The sequence below is a fragment of the Yersinia sp. Marseille-Q5920 genome (genome assembly GCF_946902935.1).
In the GTDB taxonomy this organism is placed as follows: Bacteria; Pseudomonadota; Gammaproteobacteria; order Enterobacterales; family Enterobacteriaceae; genus Yersinia; species Yersinia rochesterensis.
The window spans coordinates 103,176-119,644 of the sequence record NZ_CAMPQA010000007.1; the positions used below are offsets into that span (position 1 = coordinate 103,176).

Genomic DNA, 16,469 nt, shown 5'->3' on the forward strand with positions numbered 1-16,469 from the left:
CGGTAAAGAGACTGAGGTGGGTAAAGAGACTTAGTATTGCGTTTCTGCTCATTATCCTGCTGTTGGTCGGAACTGTGGCGGGCTTACTCGGCACCACCAGCGGTTTGCATTTTTTGATCAACAGCGCCGCGCGTTGGGTACCTGGCTTGGATATAGCCAGTGTCAGTGGGGGCTGGCGTGACCTGACACTCAAAGGTATTCAGTACCAAATGCCGGGTGTCAGTGTGAAAACCGGGCAGCTTCATCTGTCTTTACAGCTTTCATGCTTGAAACGCAGTGAACTGTGCGTCAATGCGCTGACCGCACAAGATGTGGATGTGGTGGTGGATACCAAAGCCATGCCGCCGGCGGCAGAAACCCCGGCCAGCACTGAGCCGATGGGCGAACTGAGTACCCCGTATCCCATAACTTTACGTTTGCTATCGCTGAATAATGTCAAAGTGACTATTGATGACACCGCGATTTCACTGGATGAATTTCGCTCGGGCGCACATTGGCAGCAACGGGCGTTAGATTTGATGCCGACTAAAATCAGTGGGTTATTGATAGCATTGCCGAAAACCGTGCCCGCTATTGTCCCTGATGCCGCTAAACCTGCAGTTGAAACCGCCATCGCCGTCAAAGAAGCGGTTGAGCAACAGGCCGCGGCTCCCGCACTACCTGAAACTCCGCTGGGCGACACCTTAAAAGAATTGTTTGCCAAGCCGTTATTGCCCGATTTGCCGGACTTCCGGCTGCCGCTGGATTTACAGATTAAAGAAATTTCAGGGCAACAGCTCCGGCTGACCGGTGATACCGATGTGCTTATCACCCATGTTTTACTGCAAGCCAGTACCCAAGAAAATCGCATCATACTGAATACGCTAGATATAAAATCGCCGCAGGGGACATTGTCCGCCCAAGGTGAGGCGACACTGGCGGATAAGTGGCCGCTGAGTATGACCATCAATAGTGGGTTGAATATTGAGCCACTGAAAGGCGAGAAAGTGAAGCTGACTGTGGGCGGCGCACTACGTGATCAACTCAAGGTCGCGCTTAATTTGTCCGGCCCGGTCAGTGCGCAACTAGAGGCCGAAACCGCGTTGGCGCAGGCGGGTTTGCCAATGGCACTCACTCTGCAAAGCAAGCAATTGCATTGGCCACTGAGCGGCGAACCTCAGTTTCAACTCGATAATCTTAGAATGCGCTTCAATGGGGCGGCGACAGATTATGCGCTCTCCATTCGCTCGGATTTTAAAGGAACCGACTTGCCGCCCGCGATTTTCACTTTGGATGGCAAAGGGAATGTCGAGCAATTCAATCTGACACGTTTACGTCTGGCGGCACTGCAAGGTAATTCTGACCTGACCGGGGTGGTGGATTGGAGCAAAGCGATCAGTTGGAACTCGGTATTAACTTTATCGGGCATTAATACCGCCAAACAGTGGCCGGAATGGCCAGCAAAACTGGATGGCAAGATTGTGACGCGCGGCAGTCTCCACGGCGGTAGCTGGCAATTACAGGTGCCGGAGCTAACACTGGACGGCAATGTAAAACAAAATCGCGTCACTGCGCGCGGTTCATTGACCGGCAATGCAGCGGGTCAGTGGCATATTCCGGGCATCAATCTGGCATTAGGGCGCAATAAGCTGGATGTCAAAGGCGACCTGAATGATAACTGGCTGCTTGATGCCAATGTCGATGCGCCACAACTGGATGGCGCGTTGCCGGGGTTGGGCGGTGTGGTTAAAGGGACGCTGAAATTACGCGGGAACCTGAAAGCGCCGCAGTTATTGGCGGATCTCACGGCGAATCGTCTGCAATGGCAAGAATTGACCATTAACCGGGTCAAAATTGATGGCGATGTTCGCTCGACAGATCAAATTCAGGGCCAGTTGGCCATCAGAGTCGAGCAACTCAAGCAAGCTGACTTGCTGGTCAGCCTCCTGACGTTGGATGCTCGTGGCAGTGAAAAACAGCATCAGTTACGCCTCAATATGCAGGGCGAGCCGGTTTCCGGGCAGTTGGCGTTGGAGGGAAGCTTCGACCGGCAGCAAGAGCGCTGGCGTGGAACGCTGAATAATACGCGCTTTGATACACCGGTCGGTGAATGGCGCTTAAGCCGTGCTATTGCATTGGATTACCAAAACACCCTCGAGCGGGTCACCATCGGGCCACATTGTTGGCTTAACCCGAATGCCGAGCTTTGTGTGCCGCGCGCAATTGAAGCCGGCCCGAGTGGGCAGGCGGCGGTGGTACTGAATCGCTTTGATTTAGCCATGATAAAACCTTTCCTTGGCCCAGATACCACCATGAGTGGCGTGTTCAGCGGGCGGGCTGATGTGAGCTGGAAGGCAGGTGGCAGCTTGCCGGATGTGCGGGTGTCACTCAGTGGGAATGGCGTCAAAGTCCAGCAAACGGTGCAGGGCAACCCGCTGCCAATTGCTTTTGAAACCCTGAATCTGAATGGCGGTTTGGCGAATGGGCAGGTGCGGGCCGACTGGTTGATTAAACTGGTGAATAATGGTCAATTCTCCGGGCAGGTGCAGGTGGCTGACCCGGAAGGGCGGCGTAATTTATCCGGTAACATTGCTATCAGTAATTTCTCGCTAGCAATGATTAACCCGATTCTGAGTGACGGTGAAAAAGCCGCTGGGACACTAAACGCCAACCTCCGTTTGGGCGGCAATGCGAAAAGCCCGTTAGTCTTTGGCCGTCTGGCGCTGGATAACGTGGATGTCGATGGTAGCTGGATGCCATTTGATATCACTGAAGGGCGTCTGGCGATGAATTTCGACGGGATGACCTCGACACTGGAGGGGTTGATTCGCACCTCTCAGGGGCAGCTTAATCTCTCTGGCGATGCCGACTGGCGTGATATTAATGCCTGGCGGGCCAGAATTGCGGCGAAAGGCGATAAGTTGCGGGTCACTGTCCCACCGATGGTGCGGATTGATGTTTCGCCGGATATTGTTTTTGAAGCCACGCCGCAACTGTTTACTCTCAATGGCTCGGTTGATATCCCGTGGGCGCGCATTACCGTGCAAGAAGTGCCGGAAAGCGCGGTCGGCGTCTCGCCTGATGAAGTGATGCTCAATAATGATTTGAAGCCAATTTCACCGCGCTCAGCCAGTATTCCGATTAACAGTAATCTGGTGATTCGGGTGGGTAATGATGTTCGTCTGAATGCATTTGGCCTGAAAGCGCGTTTACAGGGCAATTTAAAAATGGTGCAGGATCAGCGCGGGTTAGGGCTGAATGGGCAGATTAATATCCCATCCGGCAGCTTCCGCGCTTATGGCCAAGACTTGATTGTTAACAAAGGGATATTGCTGTTCTCCGGGCCGCCGGATCAGCCGTTACTCAATATTGAGGCAATTCGTAACCCTGATGCGACCGCCAACGGCGTAACAGCGGGCGTGCGGGTGACCGGCATGGCGGATTCACCACGGCTAGAAATATTCTCAGACCCGGCGATGTCGCAGCAAGAAGCATTATCCTATCTGTTACGTGGGCAGGGCTTGGGCAATTCCGGGGCTGACAGCGGCATGATGACCTCAATGCTGGTCGGCATGGGCGTAGCGCAAAGTGGTAAACTGGTGGGTAAAATCGGCGAGGCATTTGGTGTCAGTAACCTGGCGCTGGACACTCAAGGAGTTGGCGATAGCTCACAAGTGGTGGTGAGTGGCTATGTCACCAAAGACCTACAAGTAAAATACGGTGTAGGTATATTTGATTCGCTGGCTACGTTAACATTACGTTATCGGTTGATGCCAAGGTTGTATCTGGAAGCGGTGTCTGGTATTGATCAGGCATTAGATGTGCTTTATCAGTTTGAGTTCTAACAATGCGAATTATTGTCTACGGTAGTTTACGGCGCAAGCAAGGTAATAGTCACTGGATGACGGACGCCCAGTTATTGGGCGAACATGACCTTGAAGGCTTTGATATGTACAATTTAGGTCATTATCCGGCAGTTGTTCCCGGAGACGGCACTGTGCATTGTGAAGTTTATCGGATTAACTCGTCTATTATGAATGAGTTAGATGAACTAAAAAGTAATACCAAGGATTATCGGCGTGAGTTGATCCAAACGCCTTACGGCAGTGCTTGGATATATCTTTATCGTTTACCGATTGAAGGGTTACCGCGCATTTACAGTGGTGATTGGCTCAAGCGCAATGACGAAAATGAAAAGCCACAAAGTTAGATATCCACATAAAGAAAAATAAAAACACCGCGCAATGGCGGTGTTTTTTGCTGTTCACTCAAAAGGCACCTTTTCAGAAGGTGCCTTTTTTGCCATGTGCTTTTTTCAATGTAAAACAGAGAGTTACTTCTTCGCACGCTCGAAAGAAGACAAGATCTCAGCTTTAGCTGCGGCGGCATCTTCCCAACCGTCAACTTTTACCCACTTGCCAGTTTCCAGATCTTTGTAATGCTCAAAGAAATGTTTGATCTGAGCTTTCAGCAGCTCTGGCAGATCTTGCACGTCTTTAATGTGATCATATTCTTTGGTCAGTTTGCTGTGCGGAACCGCAACCAGCTTGGCATCTTCGCCCGCTTCGTCAGTCATTTTCAACACGCCAACTGGGCGGCAACGAATCACTGCACCTGGCTGCAACGGATACGGCGTTGGCACCAGCACATCAACCGGGTCACCATCTAATGACAAGGTGTTGTTGATGTAGCCGTAGTTGCACGGATAAAACATAGCTGTAGACATGAAGCGGTCTACAAACAGAGAGCCAGTCTCTTTATCGATTTCATATTTGATCGGATCTGCATTGGCAGGGATTTCGATCACAACATAGATATCTTCTGGCAGGTCTTTACCTGCAGGTACGTCGTTCAAGCTCATGTCGGTTTCCTTTTATCAAACCAGAAATGGAGTGCTGGCTATTATAGCCAAGTCTTATCTGAATTCCTGTCCTTTTCATTGCTTGATGGCGGTGAGATTGCCTGAATCAGGGCTATTTCATTGAGATAAAATCCCGTCATTAGCTAAATGTATCTATTTTAAGCTGTTTTTCCGGTGATAGTTCAAGACGACTCTGTGACCGCCGATAACTTAATCAAACAATAAGACCGTCCTCTGTACTGCTAATACTTTGTAATCTTAACCATTTGCATATAACCGGAAAAAACCGATGTTAAAAAAGATTACCATTAAAAATGGGCTTATTGCTCAGTTAAGCATTATGTCATTGATTTTATTAATTGTTAGTATCATTGGCGTAAATTCAATTCGAGAAAGCTCACGCGCATTGCAAGCTATCAATCAAATCCAGGGGGAGGAACTGGGAGCGCTATCGAATAGCTTCAACGCCACATTAAGCGCCAGAACTGAAGCCGCGCTGGCAATCCATCAGTTAGAAATTGGGCTAATTGATGAATCATTAGAAACGGCAAAGCAGGCCGAAGAGTCATTGGCATTATCACAAAAGGAGATGGCCCATTTTATTAGCGCAGTATCTGAGCGGGGAGATGGACAGACACTGGCGACTAATATCCAGAAAAGCTATAAAGATTATGTAGATAAGGGCGTGAATCCCATGCTCGCTGCTATTAAAGCGGGCTATGCGGATGAGTATTATGAGGTGCTGGAAAAGAGCATTACTGCTATCAGTAAAGCTTTTAATAATGATGTCGTGGCCTTTCGCAGTTATGCGCAGAATGCCGGCCGTCTACAAATTGATAAAGCCAATAGTGCCGCCAACATCAAACTGACGATCATTGTGGTTGCGGGGATAATTACCTTAGTTTCTGCGGTACTGGCCTGGTTTGCGCTTAAATACATTATTTTGCGGCCATTGGAGCAATCAATTCACCAGTTGGAATATATAGCCGCTGGTGATTTAACCCACAGTATTAACAGTGAAGGCAACACGGAATTGGCTCGGCTAGCAAGAGCACTGGAAACCATGCAGCAATCGCTGGTGGTGTCGGTCAGTAATGTTCGTGATGTTGGTGGGCAAATTGGGGTGGGTTCGCGGGAGTTAGCCGCAGGTAACACCCATTTAGCTGAACGAACGGAAGAATCAGCATCTTCATTAGAACAGACTGCGGCCAGTATGGAGCAACTGACCTCGACAGTGAAAATGAATGCTGAAAACTCAGATCAGGCTAATCGCTTGGCGATGAGTGTGTCGGACATCGCCAATAAAGGCAGCAAAGTCGTCAGCCATGTGGTTGATAAAATGCAGGCAATTACCACCAGTTCGCGCCGCATCTCCGATATTATTGCCGTCATTGACGGCATTGCGTTTCAGACTAACATTCTGGCGCTTAATGCGGCGGTTGAAGCAGCCAGAGCCGGTGAGCAGGGCCGTGGTTTTGCGGTGGTCGCGGGCGAAGTCCGTAACCTGGCACAGCGCAGTGCGCAATCAGCAAAAGAAATTAAAGATTTGATTATTGAATCGCAAAATCGTGTGCGGGAAGGCGCGGATATGGCTGAATCCGCAGGGAAAACTATGCATGAGATTGCTGATGAAGTCAGTCGCGTGACGGCATTGATGCGCGAGATATCAGCAGCTTCTTATGAGCAAAGTAGCGGTATTGAACAAGTGAATGTGGCAATTGCTCAAATGGATCAGGTTGCGCAGCAGAACGCGACATTGGTTGAACAGGCCGCTGCGGCGACGCGTTCATTGGAGGAGCAAGCTGATGCATTGTCAGCCAGTATGGCGGTATTTAAATTACAGGGTGATGAGCTGGCGGTTGTAGCATAAAAAAACAGCGGCTTAGTGGCCGCTGTTCTCGGATACAAAACGTAAATATCAAGCCACCCAATAGGTGGCTTTTATGATATTACTGAGCTTCTTCATCCGGGAATTTGGCGATAAAGCCTTCGGCATCTTCCACCATAGATTTAGTCCCGACGAAGAAAGGTGCGCGCTGATGCAGTTTCTCCGGCACGATATCCAGAATGCGGTTAACCCCATCGGTGGCTTTCCCGCCGGCTTGTTCTGCCAGGAACGCCATTGGATTGCATTCGTACAGCAAACGCAGTTTCCCTTGCGGATGGCTGGCGGTGCTTGGATAAATATAAATCCCGCCTTTCAATAGGTTGCGATGGAAGTCAGCGACCAATGAGCCAATATAGCGCGAGGTATAAGGGCGGTGAGTGGCTTCATCCTGCTCCTGGCAATATTTGATGTATTTCTTCACACCCAGCGGGAATTTAATGTAGTTCCCCTCGTTGATGGAATACATGCAACCGGTTGCGGGGTAGCGTACTTTTTCGCCGGATAAACAGAAAACACCCAACGACGGATCATAAGTGAAAGTATGAACGCCATAACCGGTGGTATACACCAACATGGTTGAAGAACCGTATACCACATAACCTGCGGCAACTTGTTTGGTGCCCGGTTGCAGGAAGTCAGCTTCAGTAATCGGTGTACCAAATGGTGTGATGCGACGATAGATAGAGAAAATAGTACCGACGGACACATTCACGTCAATATTTGAAGAACCATCCAGTGGGTCCATCAGAACCACATATTTGGCATTTTCTGCGCGGCCACCATCAAAGATAACAATGTCATCTTCTTCTTCGGAAGCGATACCGGCCACTTCGCCACGCGCTTTTAGGGCTGCTTTCAATTTTTCATTGGCAAACAAGTCCAGTTTCATCTGGTCTTCGCCCTGAATATTTGAAACACCACTGGCACCTAAAATATCAACCAGACCTGCTTTGTTGATGTCGCGATGAATGATTTTTGCGCCGAGTTTGATTGCTGAAAGTAATGCAGTTAATTCGCCGGTGGCGTGAGAGAAATCTAGCTGCTTCTCAACGATGAATTCGCCTAACGTTTTCATGACACAATCCCTGAATCTACGGTTAAATATCGATTTATTAACGAACAACTCACTTAATGGCAGCAGTGTAGCCCAAAGGTGAGAATGATTCATAGGCAATTCCATTTCTTCTCTTTGATTCTGAGCGGTAGAATGGTGACAAACTCGAAGCTTATTAATACGGAAAATTTATGCGCATTCACATATTAGGTATCTGCGGCACTTTTATGGGCGGCTTGGCTATGCTTGCTCGCTCATTAGGTCATGAAGTGACGGGGTCGGATGCTAACGTGTATCCACCGATGAGCACATTGCTGGAGAATCAAGGGATCAACTTGATCCAGGGATACTCTCCGACTCAACTGGATCCTGCTCCAGATCTCGTCATCATCGGCAATGCCATGACTCGCGGAAATCCCTGTGTTGAAGCGGTATTGGAACGAGGTATTCCTTATACTTCTGGCCCACAATGGCTGCATGATCATGTGTTGCCGGAGCGCTGGGTATTGGCCATCGCCGGTACTCACGGTAAAACCACCACTGCCGGGATGGTGACCTGGATACTGGAAGCTTGCGGTTATGAACCCGGTTTTGTCATTGGTGGCGTGCCGGGTAATTTCGATGTCTCCGCCCGTTTAGGTAATAGCCCATTCTTTGTTATTGAAGCGGATGAATATGATTGCGCCTTCTTTGATAAGCGCTCTAAATTTGTTCACTACAGCCCAAGAACTTTGGTCATGAATAACCTCGAGTTCGATCATGCTGATATCTTTGATGATCTTAAGGCGATCCAGAAGCAATTCCATCATTTGGTGCGCTTAGTTCCAGGGACAGGCAAAATTATCGTGCCGGATAATGACAATCATTTGAAACAAGTGATGGCAATGGGCTGCTGGAGCGAACAAGAAATGGTGGGCGAAACGGGCAGTTGGTTTGCACGTAAAGTTGCGGTAGATGCCAGTGTCTATGAAGTGTTCCTCGACAATGAGTTAGTGGGCGAGGTCAGCTGGTCATTGGTGGGCGAGCATAATATGCATAATGGTTTGATGGCCATTGCCGCCGCCCGGCATGTCGGCGTGTTACCAGCAGATGCTTGTCGGGCGCTGGGTGATTTTATTAATGCGCGCCGCCGATTAGAATTACGCGGTGAAGCTCATGGGGTCACGGTTTATGATGATTTTGCTCATCACCCCACGGCAATTCTCGCGACACTGGCGGCCCTGCGCAGCAAAGTGGGTAGAACTGCACGAATTTTGGCTGTATTAGAACCGCGTTCTAACACCATGAAATTAGGGATGTGTAAAAACGAACTGGCGCCTTCATTGGGCCGAGCTGATGAAGTGTTCCTGTTCCAGCCGCAGCATATTCCTTGGCAAGTGGTCGAAGTTGCCGAAGCCTGTATTCAGCCAGCGCATTGGAGTGCTGATATTGATACGTTAGTTGATATGGTTGTCAAAACAGCGCAACCAGGGGATCACATTCTGGTGATGAGTAATGGCGGTTTCGGCGGGATCCATGACAAGTTATTGAATACCTTGAGCCAAAAAGCAGAGTGCGAAGCTCAATCTCAGGAATAAGCCGGATAAAAAAATCCCCCGCATAGCGGGGGTAAAAGGGTTCGTCGGATAGACGACGAGGGATTATTCTGTTGCGGTGCTGATGTAATTCACCAACTTTTTTCAATCGATACTCTATTCAATATGCTGGAAATGAATGTTTCAACAGATTGAATAAACCATCATGCTGGAAAGTATGCCCCTACGAGCGGGGCATTTACTTTCATGCTTAGCGCATAATCTTATTTGTAAATCTTAGCTGTTGCGTGCCAGCCATTGTCATCATTAATGCCAATGACTTTGTAAGCAGTCGCGCCTTTGCTGTCTGCTTTATCGGCAATTGCCTGCTCAATATCAGAAGGTGCGCCAGTAATGCCGCTAACACTAATCGCACCCAAATCCGTCATTTTGCTAGCTTGAGCAGCATCGACTGATTGTGCTGCTGATGCGCCGAAGGCGACAACAGAAAGTAAACTTAAAGCGGTTAGCGTTGTTTTGATTTTCATGATGATTTCCTAGATAAAATTTAACAATCCAACAGCGCTTATTATGCATTTTGGTGCTTTTGGCCTGTTGGTTTTACTGCTGATTCAACTTAAATCTCAACTGTGGCTTTGCCGCCATTCTTTATATCTCGATGATAAATGACGACCAACTCAACAATTATTGGTAGATAGTGGCGGTGGCATGCCAATTATTCTCTTCACGAGCTTCAATCACTTTGTAAGCTTTAGCGCCCATAGCATCGGCTTTCTCAGACAGCGCCTGACGAATATCAGAAGGTGCGCCATTCAGGCCACTGACGGTAATAGTGCCCATCGGCTGTAAGTTTTTGGCCTGGCTTTCGCTGATTGAATCGGCTGCAAAAACACCAAATGACAGCGCAGATAGAATGCTAATGGTCGCGATGGTAGTTTTAACTTTCATATTATTGCCTCTATTTATTCTTTTATCACTTCAAAGGAAGTGTGATTTACGTCACGAAAATGAGTATACATCTAGTAACGGAGAATATTAATAGTCCGCTAATAATATTTAGAGTCACTTTACCCTTGGTTATTACTTTTTAAGAACTAAAAGGAATAAAAAATGATTAAAAAACAGCAGGTTTGTTAAAAAAGGTATTAATTTCAATGAAATGAGTATTTTTGACTAAAAGTGCGAAAGAGTCTGGTGGGTTTGACCGTTAATAAGAGGAAAACAGAATTATTTTGTGGTGTAGAAAGGAATAGGAAGTCGGATACTCTGGTTTAGAGCTAAAGAGGCAGATGATAGAGAGAATAGAGAAACAGGCTCAAAAGCATAATGCGGCGTATCACGCCGCACCAGATAAAGTGCCGAGTTAAAGCTCTTGCTCGAACAAGCGGAGGATAGCTTCATGTAACTGTTCGACAGTGAAACCTCTGGCCGGCGTGGTGAAAATGGTGTCGTCACCGGCAATGCTGCCTAGAATACCTTCCGCTTTACCTAATGAATCCAGCAGGCGGGCAATCAATTGGGCCGCTCCTGGGCTGGTATTAATCACGACTACCGAATCGTTATAATCGACATCTAATACCAAGTTCTTTAGTGGGCTGCTGGTTGTCGGAACCCCTAATTCAGCCGGTAAACAATAAACCATTTCCATTTTTGCATTACGTGTTCTGACCGCACCAAATTTGGTCAACATACGCGAAACTTTGGACTGGTTAATATTTTCGAAACCTTCTTCTTGCAAGGCTAAAACGATTTCACCTTGGGAACTGAATTTCTCTTCTTTCAATAACGCTTTAAACGCCTTGATAAGATCTTCTTGTTTGGCGGGGTTACGCATTGTTTATGCCCTGAACAGTCAATCGTGAATAGGATTATTATGCATATAAATGAATTTTTATGCAACATGACTATGGAGTATTGGCGATAAAAGCCCTGATATCAAGGTGCGCTGGAATGTTAACATCATCTCGCTGTTACAATTATGCTAAATATACTTTTATTAACATTTGGTTTGGGTAGCTAAAATGTTATTAAAATGATGTTGTTTTGATGTGAAAAAAGGGTGTAATGTAACCGCCGATTAACCTGTCATGAATACTGCGAGGAATTTTAGAATAATGTGCGCTATATCATTAATGAATAAGCGATTTACTCTAAAATATACAAACCTTATGCGCCTTTTTGATGCGTGATATCTCAATCTGACTGTTAATAGATTGTGTTTAAAATCGCAATAAATTATGGTTCGTAAATAGATGAATTCACGGCAAATTTAAATTAAATATAATAAGGAGTATAGGATGAAAGTTGCAGTTCTCGGTGCCGCTGGTGGTATCGGCCAGGCCCTCGCTCTTCTACTCAAGACCCAGCTTCCTTCAGGTTCAGACCTCTCATTATATGATATCGCGCCAGTGACTCCTGGTGTTGCGGTTGATCTGAGCCATATCCCGACTGCTGTTAATATTAAAGGCTTCAGCGGTGAAGATGCTACCCCAGCCCTGGAAGGGGCAGATATTGTTCTGATCTCTGCGGGCGTAGCACGTAAACCTGGTATGGACCGTTCAGATCTGTTCAATGTTAACGCCGGTATCGTGCGTAATCTGGTTGAGCAAGTCGCGCGCACTTGCCCGAAAGCATTAATTGGTATCATTACTAACCCAGTGAATACTACGGTTGCTATCGCCGCTGAAGTGCTGAAAAAAGCCGGTGTTTACGACAAAAACAAATTATTCGGTATTACTACGCTGGATGCCATCCGTTCAAACACCTTTGTGGCTGAACTGAAAGGCAAACAACCTCAGGATATCGAAGTGCCAGTTATTGGTGGTCACTCAGGTGTGACTATCCTGCCATTACTTTCACAAATTCCAGGTATCAGCTTCACAGAACAAGAAGTTATTGATCTGACAAAGCGTATCCAGAATGCAGGTACTGAAGTGGTTGAAGCAAAAGCCGGTGGCGGGTCAGCGACTCTGTCTATGGGGCAAGCTGCTGCACGCTTCGGTCTTTCTTTGGTTCGCGCTCTGCAAGGCGAAAGCAATGTTGTGGAATGTTCTTACGTTGAAGGCGATGGTAAATATGCCCGCTTCTTTGCTCAGCCAATTCTATTGGGCAAAAACGGCGTAGCAGAACGTAAAGATATCGGCAAACTGAGTGCTTTTGAACAACAAGCGCTGGAAAGCATGCTAGATGTCCTGCACAAAGATATTGAGTTAGGCGAGCAGTTCGTCAAATAAATCTGTGTAGCAGGGGCTAACGTCGCCCCTGAAATGACACCATCAACCGCCGAAGCAGTTTATTGGCGGTTTTTTTATGCCTGGACAATAGGCTGGCGAATCCTCACTTTTCGGTCGATAAGGGCACCGGTTTTTGAATCAAAATAGCGTGTTGGCCAAATTTCGGAAGGATGAATGTCCAGGCATTCTGCAATCAACCATTCTCCCTTGGGCCAAGGGCGTGTTAATGCATTAGCAAGTGTGGATGAACTTAAACCTGCTTTTCGAGAGACCGCCGCCAGAGTGGTGTCTTTCTTACGAAGTGCAGCAATGATGTCGGCAGGGTGCCAATCAGATTTCCTTAAAATCATCTTTAATCCTTTTTTTTTTCTAAGCCGCTGACGTGTTAGTGATATAAATAACGGTACATTGTTAATCGTACGGTGAACAGAAAGTAATCATTTAGAAGTATACTAACATTTATTTTCTGAAAAATTTTAAATGTTTTCTAAATATTCCTTTTTTGTGTCATAACGCATATTAGGAAGCAACACCATGAAAAAAGAGTGGTTTGCCGCTAAGGAATTGGCAGGTCTTGATGGGTTACCGTCATCTCCACAAGGAGTCAACCTCATGGCTAAACGTGAGGGATGGGAACAGCGCCGTCGTCGTGGTGTTCAGGGTAAGGCTGTCGAGTATCATATTGAAAGTTTACCTGTCACCATATTGAATTCATTACAGTTAAGAGAAGAGCCAGCCCAATATATTACAACGAGGCAGGACCCTCTGGTGCTATGGGTTGAAGCGTATTATCGTTTTACAGAAGCCGAACGTGAGCAAGTTATCGCATTTATTTTTCGTGAGGGCGCTAAAAGCTTAATAGAGCGGTTGACGATAGATGAGTGTGGATAATGGTGGGCGAGGTGCAGCTTTTGTCATGAATGAAATACAACAGTTACAGGCTATTTAACTCTTTTAATATCAGTAGATTGATATGTATCTCAATGTTTTTGGTGACTAACAAAAGGAAAACTCCGGCAAGGTGCCAGAGTTTTCCTAATGGTTTCTTAAAATGAGCGTTGTACAGAAATATGAGCTAATCCTTCCAGTGCCAGTCGATATTCGCTTTCAGGGAGAACCTGCAAGGCAGCAATGGCTTTATCGGCTTCTTCTTCAGCACGCTGGCGGGTGTAGTCCAGTGATCCGCACTGTTGCATGGCAAGCAATACCGGTTCGAGTAAATGGCGGCCATTCCCTTCTTCAATGGCTTGCCGAATCATTGCGGCATGTTCCGGCGTCCCATTACGCATGGCATGCAGTAAGGGAAGTGTCGGCTTGCCTTCATTGAGGTCATCACCGGTATTTTTACCCAAAGTGGTGCCATCGGAGCTGTAATCCAGCAAGTCGTCGATAAGTTGAAAAGCGGTGCCCAGATAGCGGCCATAATTCTGTAATGCGAGTTCTTGCTCTTGCGTGGCATCAGACAATATAGCCGCAGACTGTGAAGCCGCTTCGAATAAGCGCGCTGTCTTGCTATAGATGACCTGCATATAGTTTTCTTCAGTGATGTCAGGATTGTTGCAGTTCATTAACTGCAAAACCTCACCCTCAGCAATCACGTTCGTGGCTGCTGACATCAATGTTAGCACCCGCAGTGATTCAAGGCTGGTCATCATCTGGAATGAGCGCGTATAGATATAATCGCCCACCAATACGCTGGCAGCATTACCAAAGGCGGCATTTGCTGTAGCCTTACCTCGGCGCATATCAGATTCATCGACGACATCATCATGCAGCAGAGTGGCCGTATGAATAAATTCAATCAATGCTGCGACCGTGATATGTTTCGTCCCTTGATAGCCAAGCGCTCGAGCCACCAAGACAGCGATCATGGGGCGAATGCGTTTGCCGCCACCACTGATAATGTAATGGCCCAATTGATTGATGAGAACAACATCAGAGTTCAATTGGTCGAGAATAGTGGTGTTTACAGCCGCCATATCTGGCGCGGTTAAGTCGATAATCTTTTCTAGGTTCATTGTTATATTCAGCTGTTTTTCTCTTTAACTGCGATGAGATTACCGCCCACATTATTACATGACGTTCCCTGAGACTATGATTGTACTTGAAAAATCCATCAAATAAACGAGATGTAAGAAACTGTGCTTTTTTTCTTCTCTTGAGCTGATTATATACTTGTCATTCACTACATTTTTGCGTAGAATTCGCGCCCTATTGTGAATATTTATAGTGCGCTCTGGACTACAAAAGTGGAGTGCGCGGAAAGCGGAGTTTTATATGTACGCGGTTTTCCAAAGTGGTGGTAAACAACACCGAGTAAGCGAAGGTCAGACCATTCGCCTGGAAAAGCTGGACATCGCAACTGGTGAAACTGTTGAGTTTGACCAAGTTCTGATGATTGCTAACGGTGAAGAAATCAGTATCGGCGCTCCTTTAGTCGATGGTGGCAAGATCAAGGCTGAAGTAGTTGCTCACGGTCGTGGCGAGAAGATTAAGATTGTTAAATTCCGTCGTCGTAAGCATTACCGTAAGCAGCAAGGTCATCGTCAGTGGTTCACTGATGTCAAAATCACCGGCATCAGCGCTTAAGATTTAGGAGAGCGGATAAATGGCACATAAAAAGGCTGGTGGCTCGACTCGTAACGGTCGTGACTCCGAAAGTAAACGTCTTGGCGTAAAACGTTTTGGCGGCGAAGCAGTTCTGGCAGGCAGCATCATCGTTCGTCAGCGTGGCACTAAGTTCCATGCAGGCATCAACGTTGGTTGCGGCAAAGACCATACTCTGTTTGCTTTGGCTGACGGTAAAGTCAAGTTCGAAGTTAAAGGCCCGAAAAACCGTAAATTTATCAGCATCGAAGCTGAATAAGTTTTTCGCGTCCTGTAAATAGATGTAAGCCCTGCAATTTCGTTGCGGGGCTTTTTACATTTCTGGGTTAACCCCCCTGGTAAAAAATGGATACGAAGCAGCAGGCTGGTTTAGGTATTTTTTTGGCACTGACCACTGCCGTATTCTGGGGTGCCTTGCCGATTGCAATGAAGCAAGTGCTCGAGGTCATGGAGCCTTATACCATTGTTTGGTATCGTTTTATGATGGCGGCTATCGGCTTGGGGATTATTCTGGCTTCACGCCGTCAGTTGCCCTCGCTTAAACTTTTTCGCCAACGTCGCTGGCTGGTATTACTGATTATTGCGACCTGTGGCTTGCTGGGGAATTTCATCTTCTTCAGTTCATCATTACAATATCTCAGCCCGACCACATCTCAGGTCATCGGGCAACTTTCACCCGTCGGGATGATGGTTGCCAGTGTGCTGATTTTAAAAGAGCAGATGCGCATCAACCAAGTTATTGGTGCGGTTATGCTGATTTGTGGCCTGATGTTATTTTTTAACACCAGTTTGCATGAGATTTTTACCCGTTTGACTGATTACACTCTTGGCGTGGTATTGGGAGTTTGTGCAGCGGTTGTCTGGGTGAGTTATGGTGTTGCCCAGAAGGTGCTATTAAGGCGTATGGCATCGCAACAAATCTTATTATTGTTGTACACTTTATGTGCAATTGCATTATTCCCATTAGCAAAGCCAGCCGTTATTTTTCAGCTAAATGGGTGGCAGTTTGCCTGTTTACTATTTTGTGGGGTTAATACCCTGGTTGGTTATGGTGCTTTGGCTGAGGCCATGGCGCGCTGGCAGGCAGCGCAGGTAAGTGCGCTCGTCACATTGACGCCGCTATTTACCTTGTTTTTTTCAATTTTATTGGCGCTGGCCTGGCCAGATATGTTCGCCGCACCATCTCTCAACTTTGTGGGATATGTAGGCGCATTCGTGGTGGTGGCAGGTGCAATGTTTTCCGCAATTGGGCACCGTTGGTGGCCACGTCGGACAGCGATAAACCCGGTTGCTGCGCAAAAATAGCAGCCTG

General features: G+C 47.1%; 16 protein-coding genes. 9 read left to right on the forward strand and 7 right to left on the reverse strand.

Annotated elements, in window-relative coordinates:
* Positions 1–11 precede the first annotated feature (11 nt).
* The gene (tamB, locus tag OVO64_RS12095) at positions 12–3,824 is read left to right on the forward strand and encodes an autotransporter assembly complex protein TamB (protein ID WP_145509883.1); all 3,813 of its coding nucleotides are present in this window, start codon (positions 12–14) and stop codon (positions 3,822–3,824) included.
* 2 nt (positions 3,825–3,826) lie between these two features.
* Positions 3,827–4,189: a gamma-glutamylcyclotransferase family protein gene (locus OVO64_RS12100; RefSeq protein WP_038636863.1), complete on the forward strand. Its 363-nt coding sequence runs from the start codon at positions 3,827–3,829 to the stop codon at positions 4,187–4,189.
* Positions 4,190–4,312: 123 nt separating this feature from the next.
* Here the strand turns inward: OVO64_RS12100 and ppa are convergent, their stop codons facing one another.
* Positions 4,313–4,840, reverse strand: coding sequence for an inorganic diphosphatase (gene ppa, locus OVO64_RS12105; protein WP_038636859.1), 528 nt, complete (start codon positions 4,838–4,840; stop codon positions 4,313–4,315).
* A gap of 289 nt (positions 4,841–5,129) precedes the next feature.
* Between ppa and OVO64_RS12110 the strand changes: the two genes are divergently transcribed.
* The gene (locus OVO64_RS12110; protein WP_267248796.1) at positions 5,130–6,710 is read left to right on the forward strand and encodes a methyl-accepting chemotaxis protein; all 1,581 of its coding nucleotides are present in this window, start codon (positions 5,130–5,132) and stop codon (positions 6,708–6,710) included.
* A gap of 79 nt (positions 6,711–6,789) precedes the next feature.
* Here the strand turns inward: OVO64_RS12110 and fbp are convergent, their stop codons facing one another.
* Positions 6,790–7,803 (reverse strand): class 1 fructose-bisphosphatase, encoded by a 1,014-nt coding sequence (fbp, locus tag OVO64_RS12115; protein WP_004389206.1) that lies wholly within the window; start codon positions 7,801–7,803, stop codon positions 6,790–6,792.
* 170 nt (positions 7,804–7,973) lie between these two features.
* Between fbp and mpl the strand changes: the two genes are divergently transcribed.
* The gene (gene mpl, locus OVO64_RS12120) at positions 7,974–9,359 is read left to right on the forward strand and encodes a UDP-N-acetylmuramate:L-alanyl-gamma-D-glutamyl-meso-diaminopimelate ligase (protein WP_267248797.1); all 1,386 of its coding nucleotides are present in this window, start codon (positions 7,974–7,976) and stop codon (positions 9,357–9,359) included.
* A 221-nt stretch (positions 9,360–9,580) separates the two neighbouring features.
* Here mpl and OVO64_RS12125 read toward each other — a convergent pair whose 3' ends face one another.
* The 3 genes from OVO64_RS12125 to argR form a co-directional block, all read right to left on the reverse strand.
* Positions 9,581–9,844: a YdgH/BhsA/McbA-like domain containing protein gene (locus tag OVO64_RS12125; protein ID WP_038636847.1), complete on the reverse strand. Its 264-nt coding sequence runs from the start codon at positions 9,842–9,844 to the stop codon at positions 9,581–9,583.
* A 157-nt stretch (positions 9,845–10,001) separates the two neighbouring features.
* Complete coding sequence (gene yhcN, locus OVO64_RS12130; RefSeq protein ID WP_038636844.1) at positions 10,002–10,265, reverse strand: peroxide/acid stress response protein YhcN; 264 nt, start codon at positions 10,263–10,265, stop codon at positions 10,002–10,004.
* Positions 10,266–10,680: 415 nt separating this feature from the next.
* Positions 10,681–11,151, reverse strand: coding sequence for a transcriptional regulator ArgR (argR, locus tag OVO64_RS12135; protein ID WP_004389210.1), 471 nt, complete (start codon positions 11,149–11,151; stop codon positions 10,681–10,683).
* Between the two features lie 463 nt (positions 11,152–11,614).
* On the opposite strand from argR, the gene mdh reads away from it, so the two are divergent.
* A complete protein-coding gene (mdh, locus tag OVO64_RS12140) occupies positions 11,615–12,550 on the forward strand; it encodes a malate dehydrogenase (RefSeq protein WP_267248798.1) in 936 nt (311 codons plus the stop codon).
* Between the two features lie 74 nt (positions 12,551–12,624).
* Here the strand turns inward: mdh and OVO64_RS12145 are convergent, their stop codons facing one another.
* On the reverse strand, positions 12,625–12,900 hold the full coding sequence (locus OVO64_RS12145; RefSeq protein ID WP_038636837.1) for a helix-turn-helix domain-containing protein: 276 nt from the start codon (positions 12,898–12,900) through the stop codon (positions 12,625–12,627).
* Positions 12,901–13,084: 184 nt separating this feature from the next.
* Between OVO64_RS12145 and OVO64_RS12150 the strand changes: the two genes are divergently transcribed.
* The gene (locus tag OVO64_RS12150; protein ID WP_038636833.1) at positions 13,085–13,441 is read left to right on the forward strand and encodes a DNA-binding protein; all 357 of its coding nucleotides are present in this window, start codon (positions 13,085–13,087) and stop codon (positions 13,439–13,441) included.
* 155 nt (positions 13,442–13,596) lie between these two features.
* Here the strand turns inward: OVO64_RS12150 and ispB are convergent, their stop codons facing one another.
* A complete protein-coding gene (gene ispB / locus OVO64_RS12155; protein WP_038636830.1) occupies positions 13,597–14,568 on the reverse strand; it encodes an octaprenyl diphosphate synthase in 972 nt (323 codons plus the stop codon).
* Positions 14,569–14,827: 259 nt separating this feature from the next.
* Between ispB and rplU the strand changes: the two genes are divergently transcribed.
* The 3 genes from rplU to OVO64_RS12170 all read left to right on the forward strand — a co-directional run bounded on the left by rplU (position 14,828) and on the right by OVO64_RS12170 (position 16,462).
* A complete protein-coding gene (gene rplU / locus OVO64_RS12160) occupies positions 14,828–15,139 on the forward strand; it encodes a 50S ribosomal protein L21 (RefSeq protein WP_038636827.1) in 312 nt (103 codons plus the stop codon).
* Between the two features lie 19 nt (positions 15,140–15,158).
* A complete protein-coding gene (gene rpmA, locus OVO64_RS12165) occupies positions 15,159–15,416 on the forward strand; it encodes a 50S ribosomal protein L27 (protein ID WP_002210179.1) in 258 nt (85 codons plus the stop codon).
* Positions 15,417–15,502: 86 nt separating this feature from the next.
* A complete protein-coding gene (locus tag OVO64_RS12170) occupies positions 15,503–16,462 on the forward strand; it encodes a DMT family transporter (RefSeq protein WP_038636824.1) in 960 nt (319 codons plus the stop codon).
* Positions 16,463–16,469 lie beyond the last annotated feature (7 nt).

Excerpts from the sequence above, each read along its gene's own strand:
- OVO64_RS12100 (WP_038636863.1), top strand. The coding sequence starts at position 3,827 with ATGCGAATTATTGTCTACGGTAGTTTACGGCGCAAGCAAGGTAATAGT.
- ppa (WP_038636859.1), bottom strand. The coding sequence starts at position 4,840 with ATGAGCTTGAACGACGTACCTGCAGGTAAAGACCTGCCAGAAGATATC.
- OVO64_RS12110 (WP_267248796.1), top strand. The coding sequence starts at position 5,130 with ATGTTAAAAAAGATTACCATTAAAAATGGGCTTATTGCTCAGTTAAGC.
- fbp (WP_004389206.1), bottom strand. The coding sequence starts at position 7,803 with ATGAAAACGTTAGGCGAATTCATCGTTGAGAAGCAGCTAGATTTCTCT.
- mpl (WP_267248797.1), top strand. The coding sequence starts at position 7,974 with ATGCGCATTCACATATTAGGTATCTGCGGCACTTTTATGGGCGGCTTG.
- OVO64_RS12125 (WP_038636847.1), bottom strand. The coding sequence starts at position 9,844 with ATGAAAATCAAAACAACGCTAACCGCTTTAAGTTTACTTTCTGTTGTC.
- yhcN (WP_038636844.1), bottom strand. The coding sequence starts at position 10,265 with ATGAAAGTTAAAACTACCATCGCGACCATTAGCATTCTATCTGCGCTG.
- argR (WP_004389210.1), bottom strand. The coding sequence starts at position 11,151 with ATGCGTAACCCCGCCAAACAAGAAGATCTTATCAAGGCGTTTAAAGCG.
- mdh (WP_267248798.1), top strand. The coding sequence starts at position 11,615 with ATGAAAGTTGCAGTTCTCGGTGCCGCTGGTGGTATCGGCCAGGCCCTC.
- OVO64_RS12145 (WP_038636837.1), bottom strand. The coding sequence starts at position 12,900 with ATGATTTTAAGGAAATCTGATTGGCACCCTGCCGACATCATTGCTGCA.
- OVO64_RS12150 (WP_038636833.1), top strand. The coding sequence starts at position 13,085 with ATGAAAAAAGAGTGGTTTGCCGCTAAGGAATTGGCAGGTCTTGATGGG.
- ispB (WP_038636830.1), bottom strand. The coding sequence starts at position 14,568 with ATGAACCTAGAAAAGATTATCGACTTAACCGCGCCAGATATGGCGGCT.
- rplU (WP_038636827.1), top strand. The coding sequence starts at position 14,828 with ATGTACGCGGTTTTCCAAAGTGGTGGTAAACAACACCGAGTAAGCGAA.
- rpmA (WP_002210179.1), top strand. The coding sequence starts at position 15,159 with ATGGCACATAAAAAGGCTGGTGGCTCGACTCGTAACGGTCGTGACTCC.
- OVO64_RS12170 (WP_038636824.1), top strand. The coding sequence starts at position 15,503 with ATGGATACGAAGCAGCAGGCTGGTTTAGGTATTTTTTTGGCACTGACC.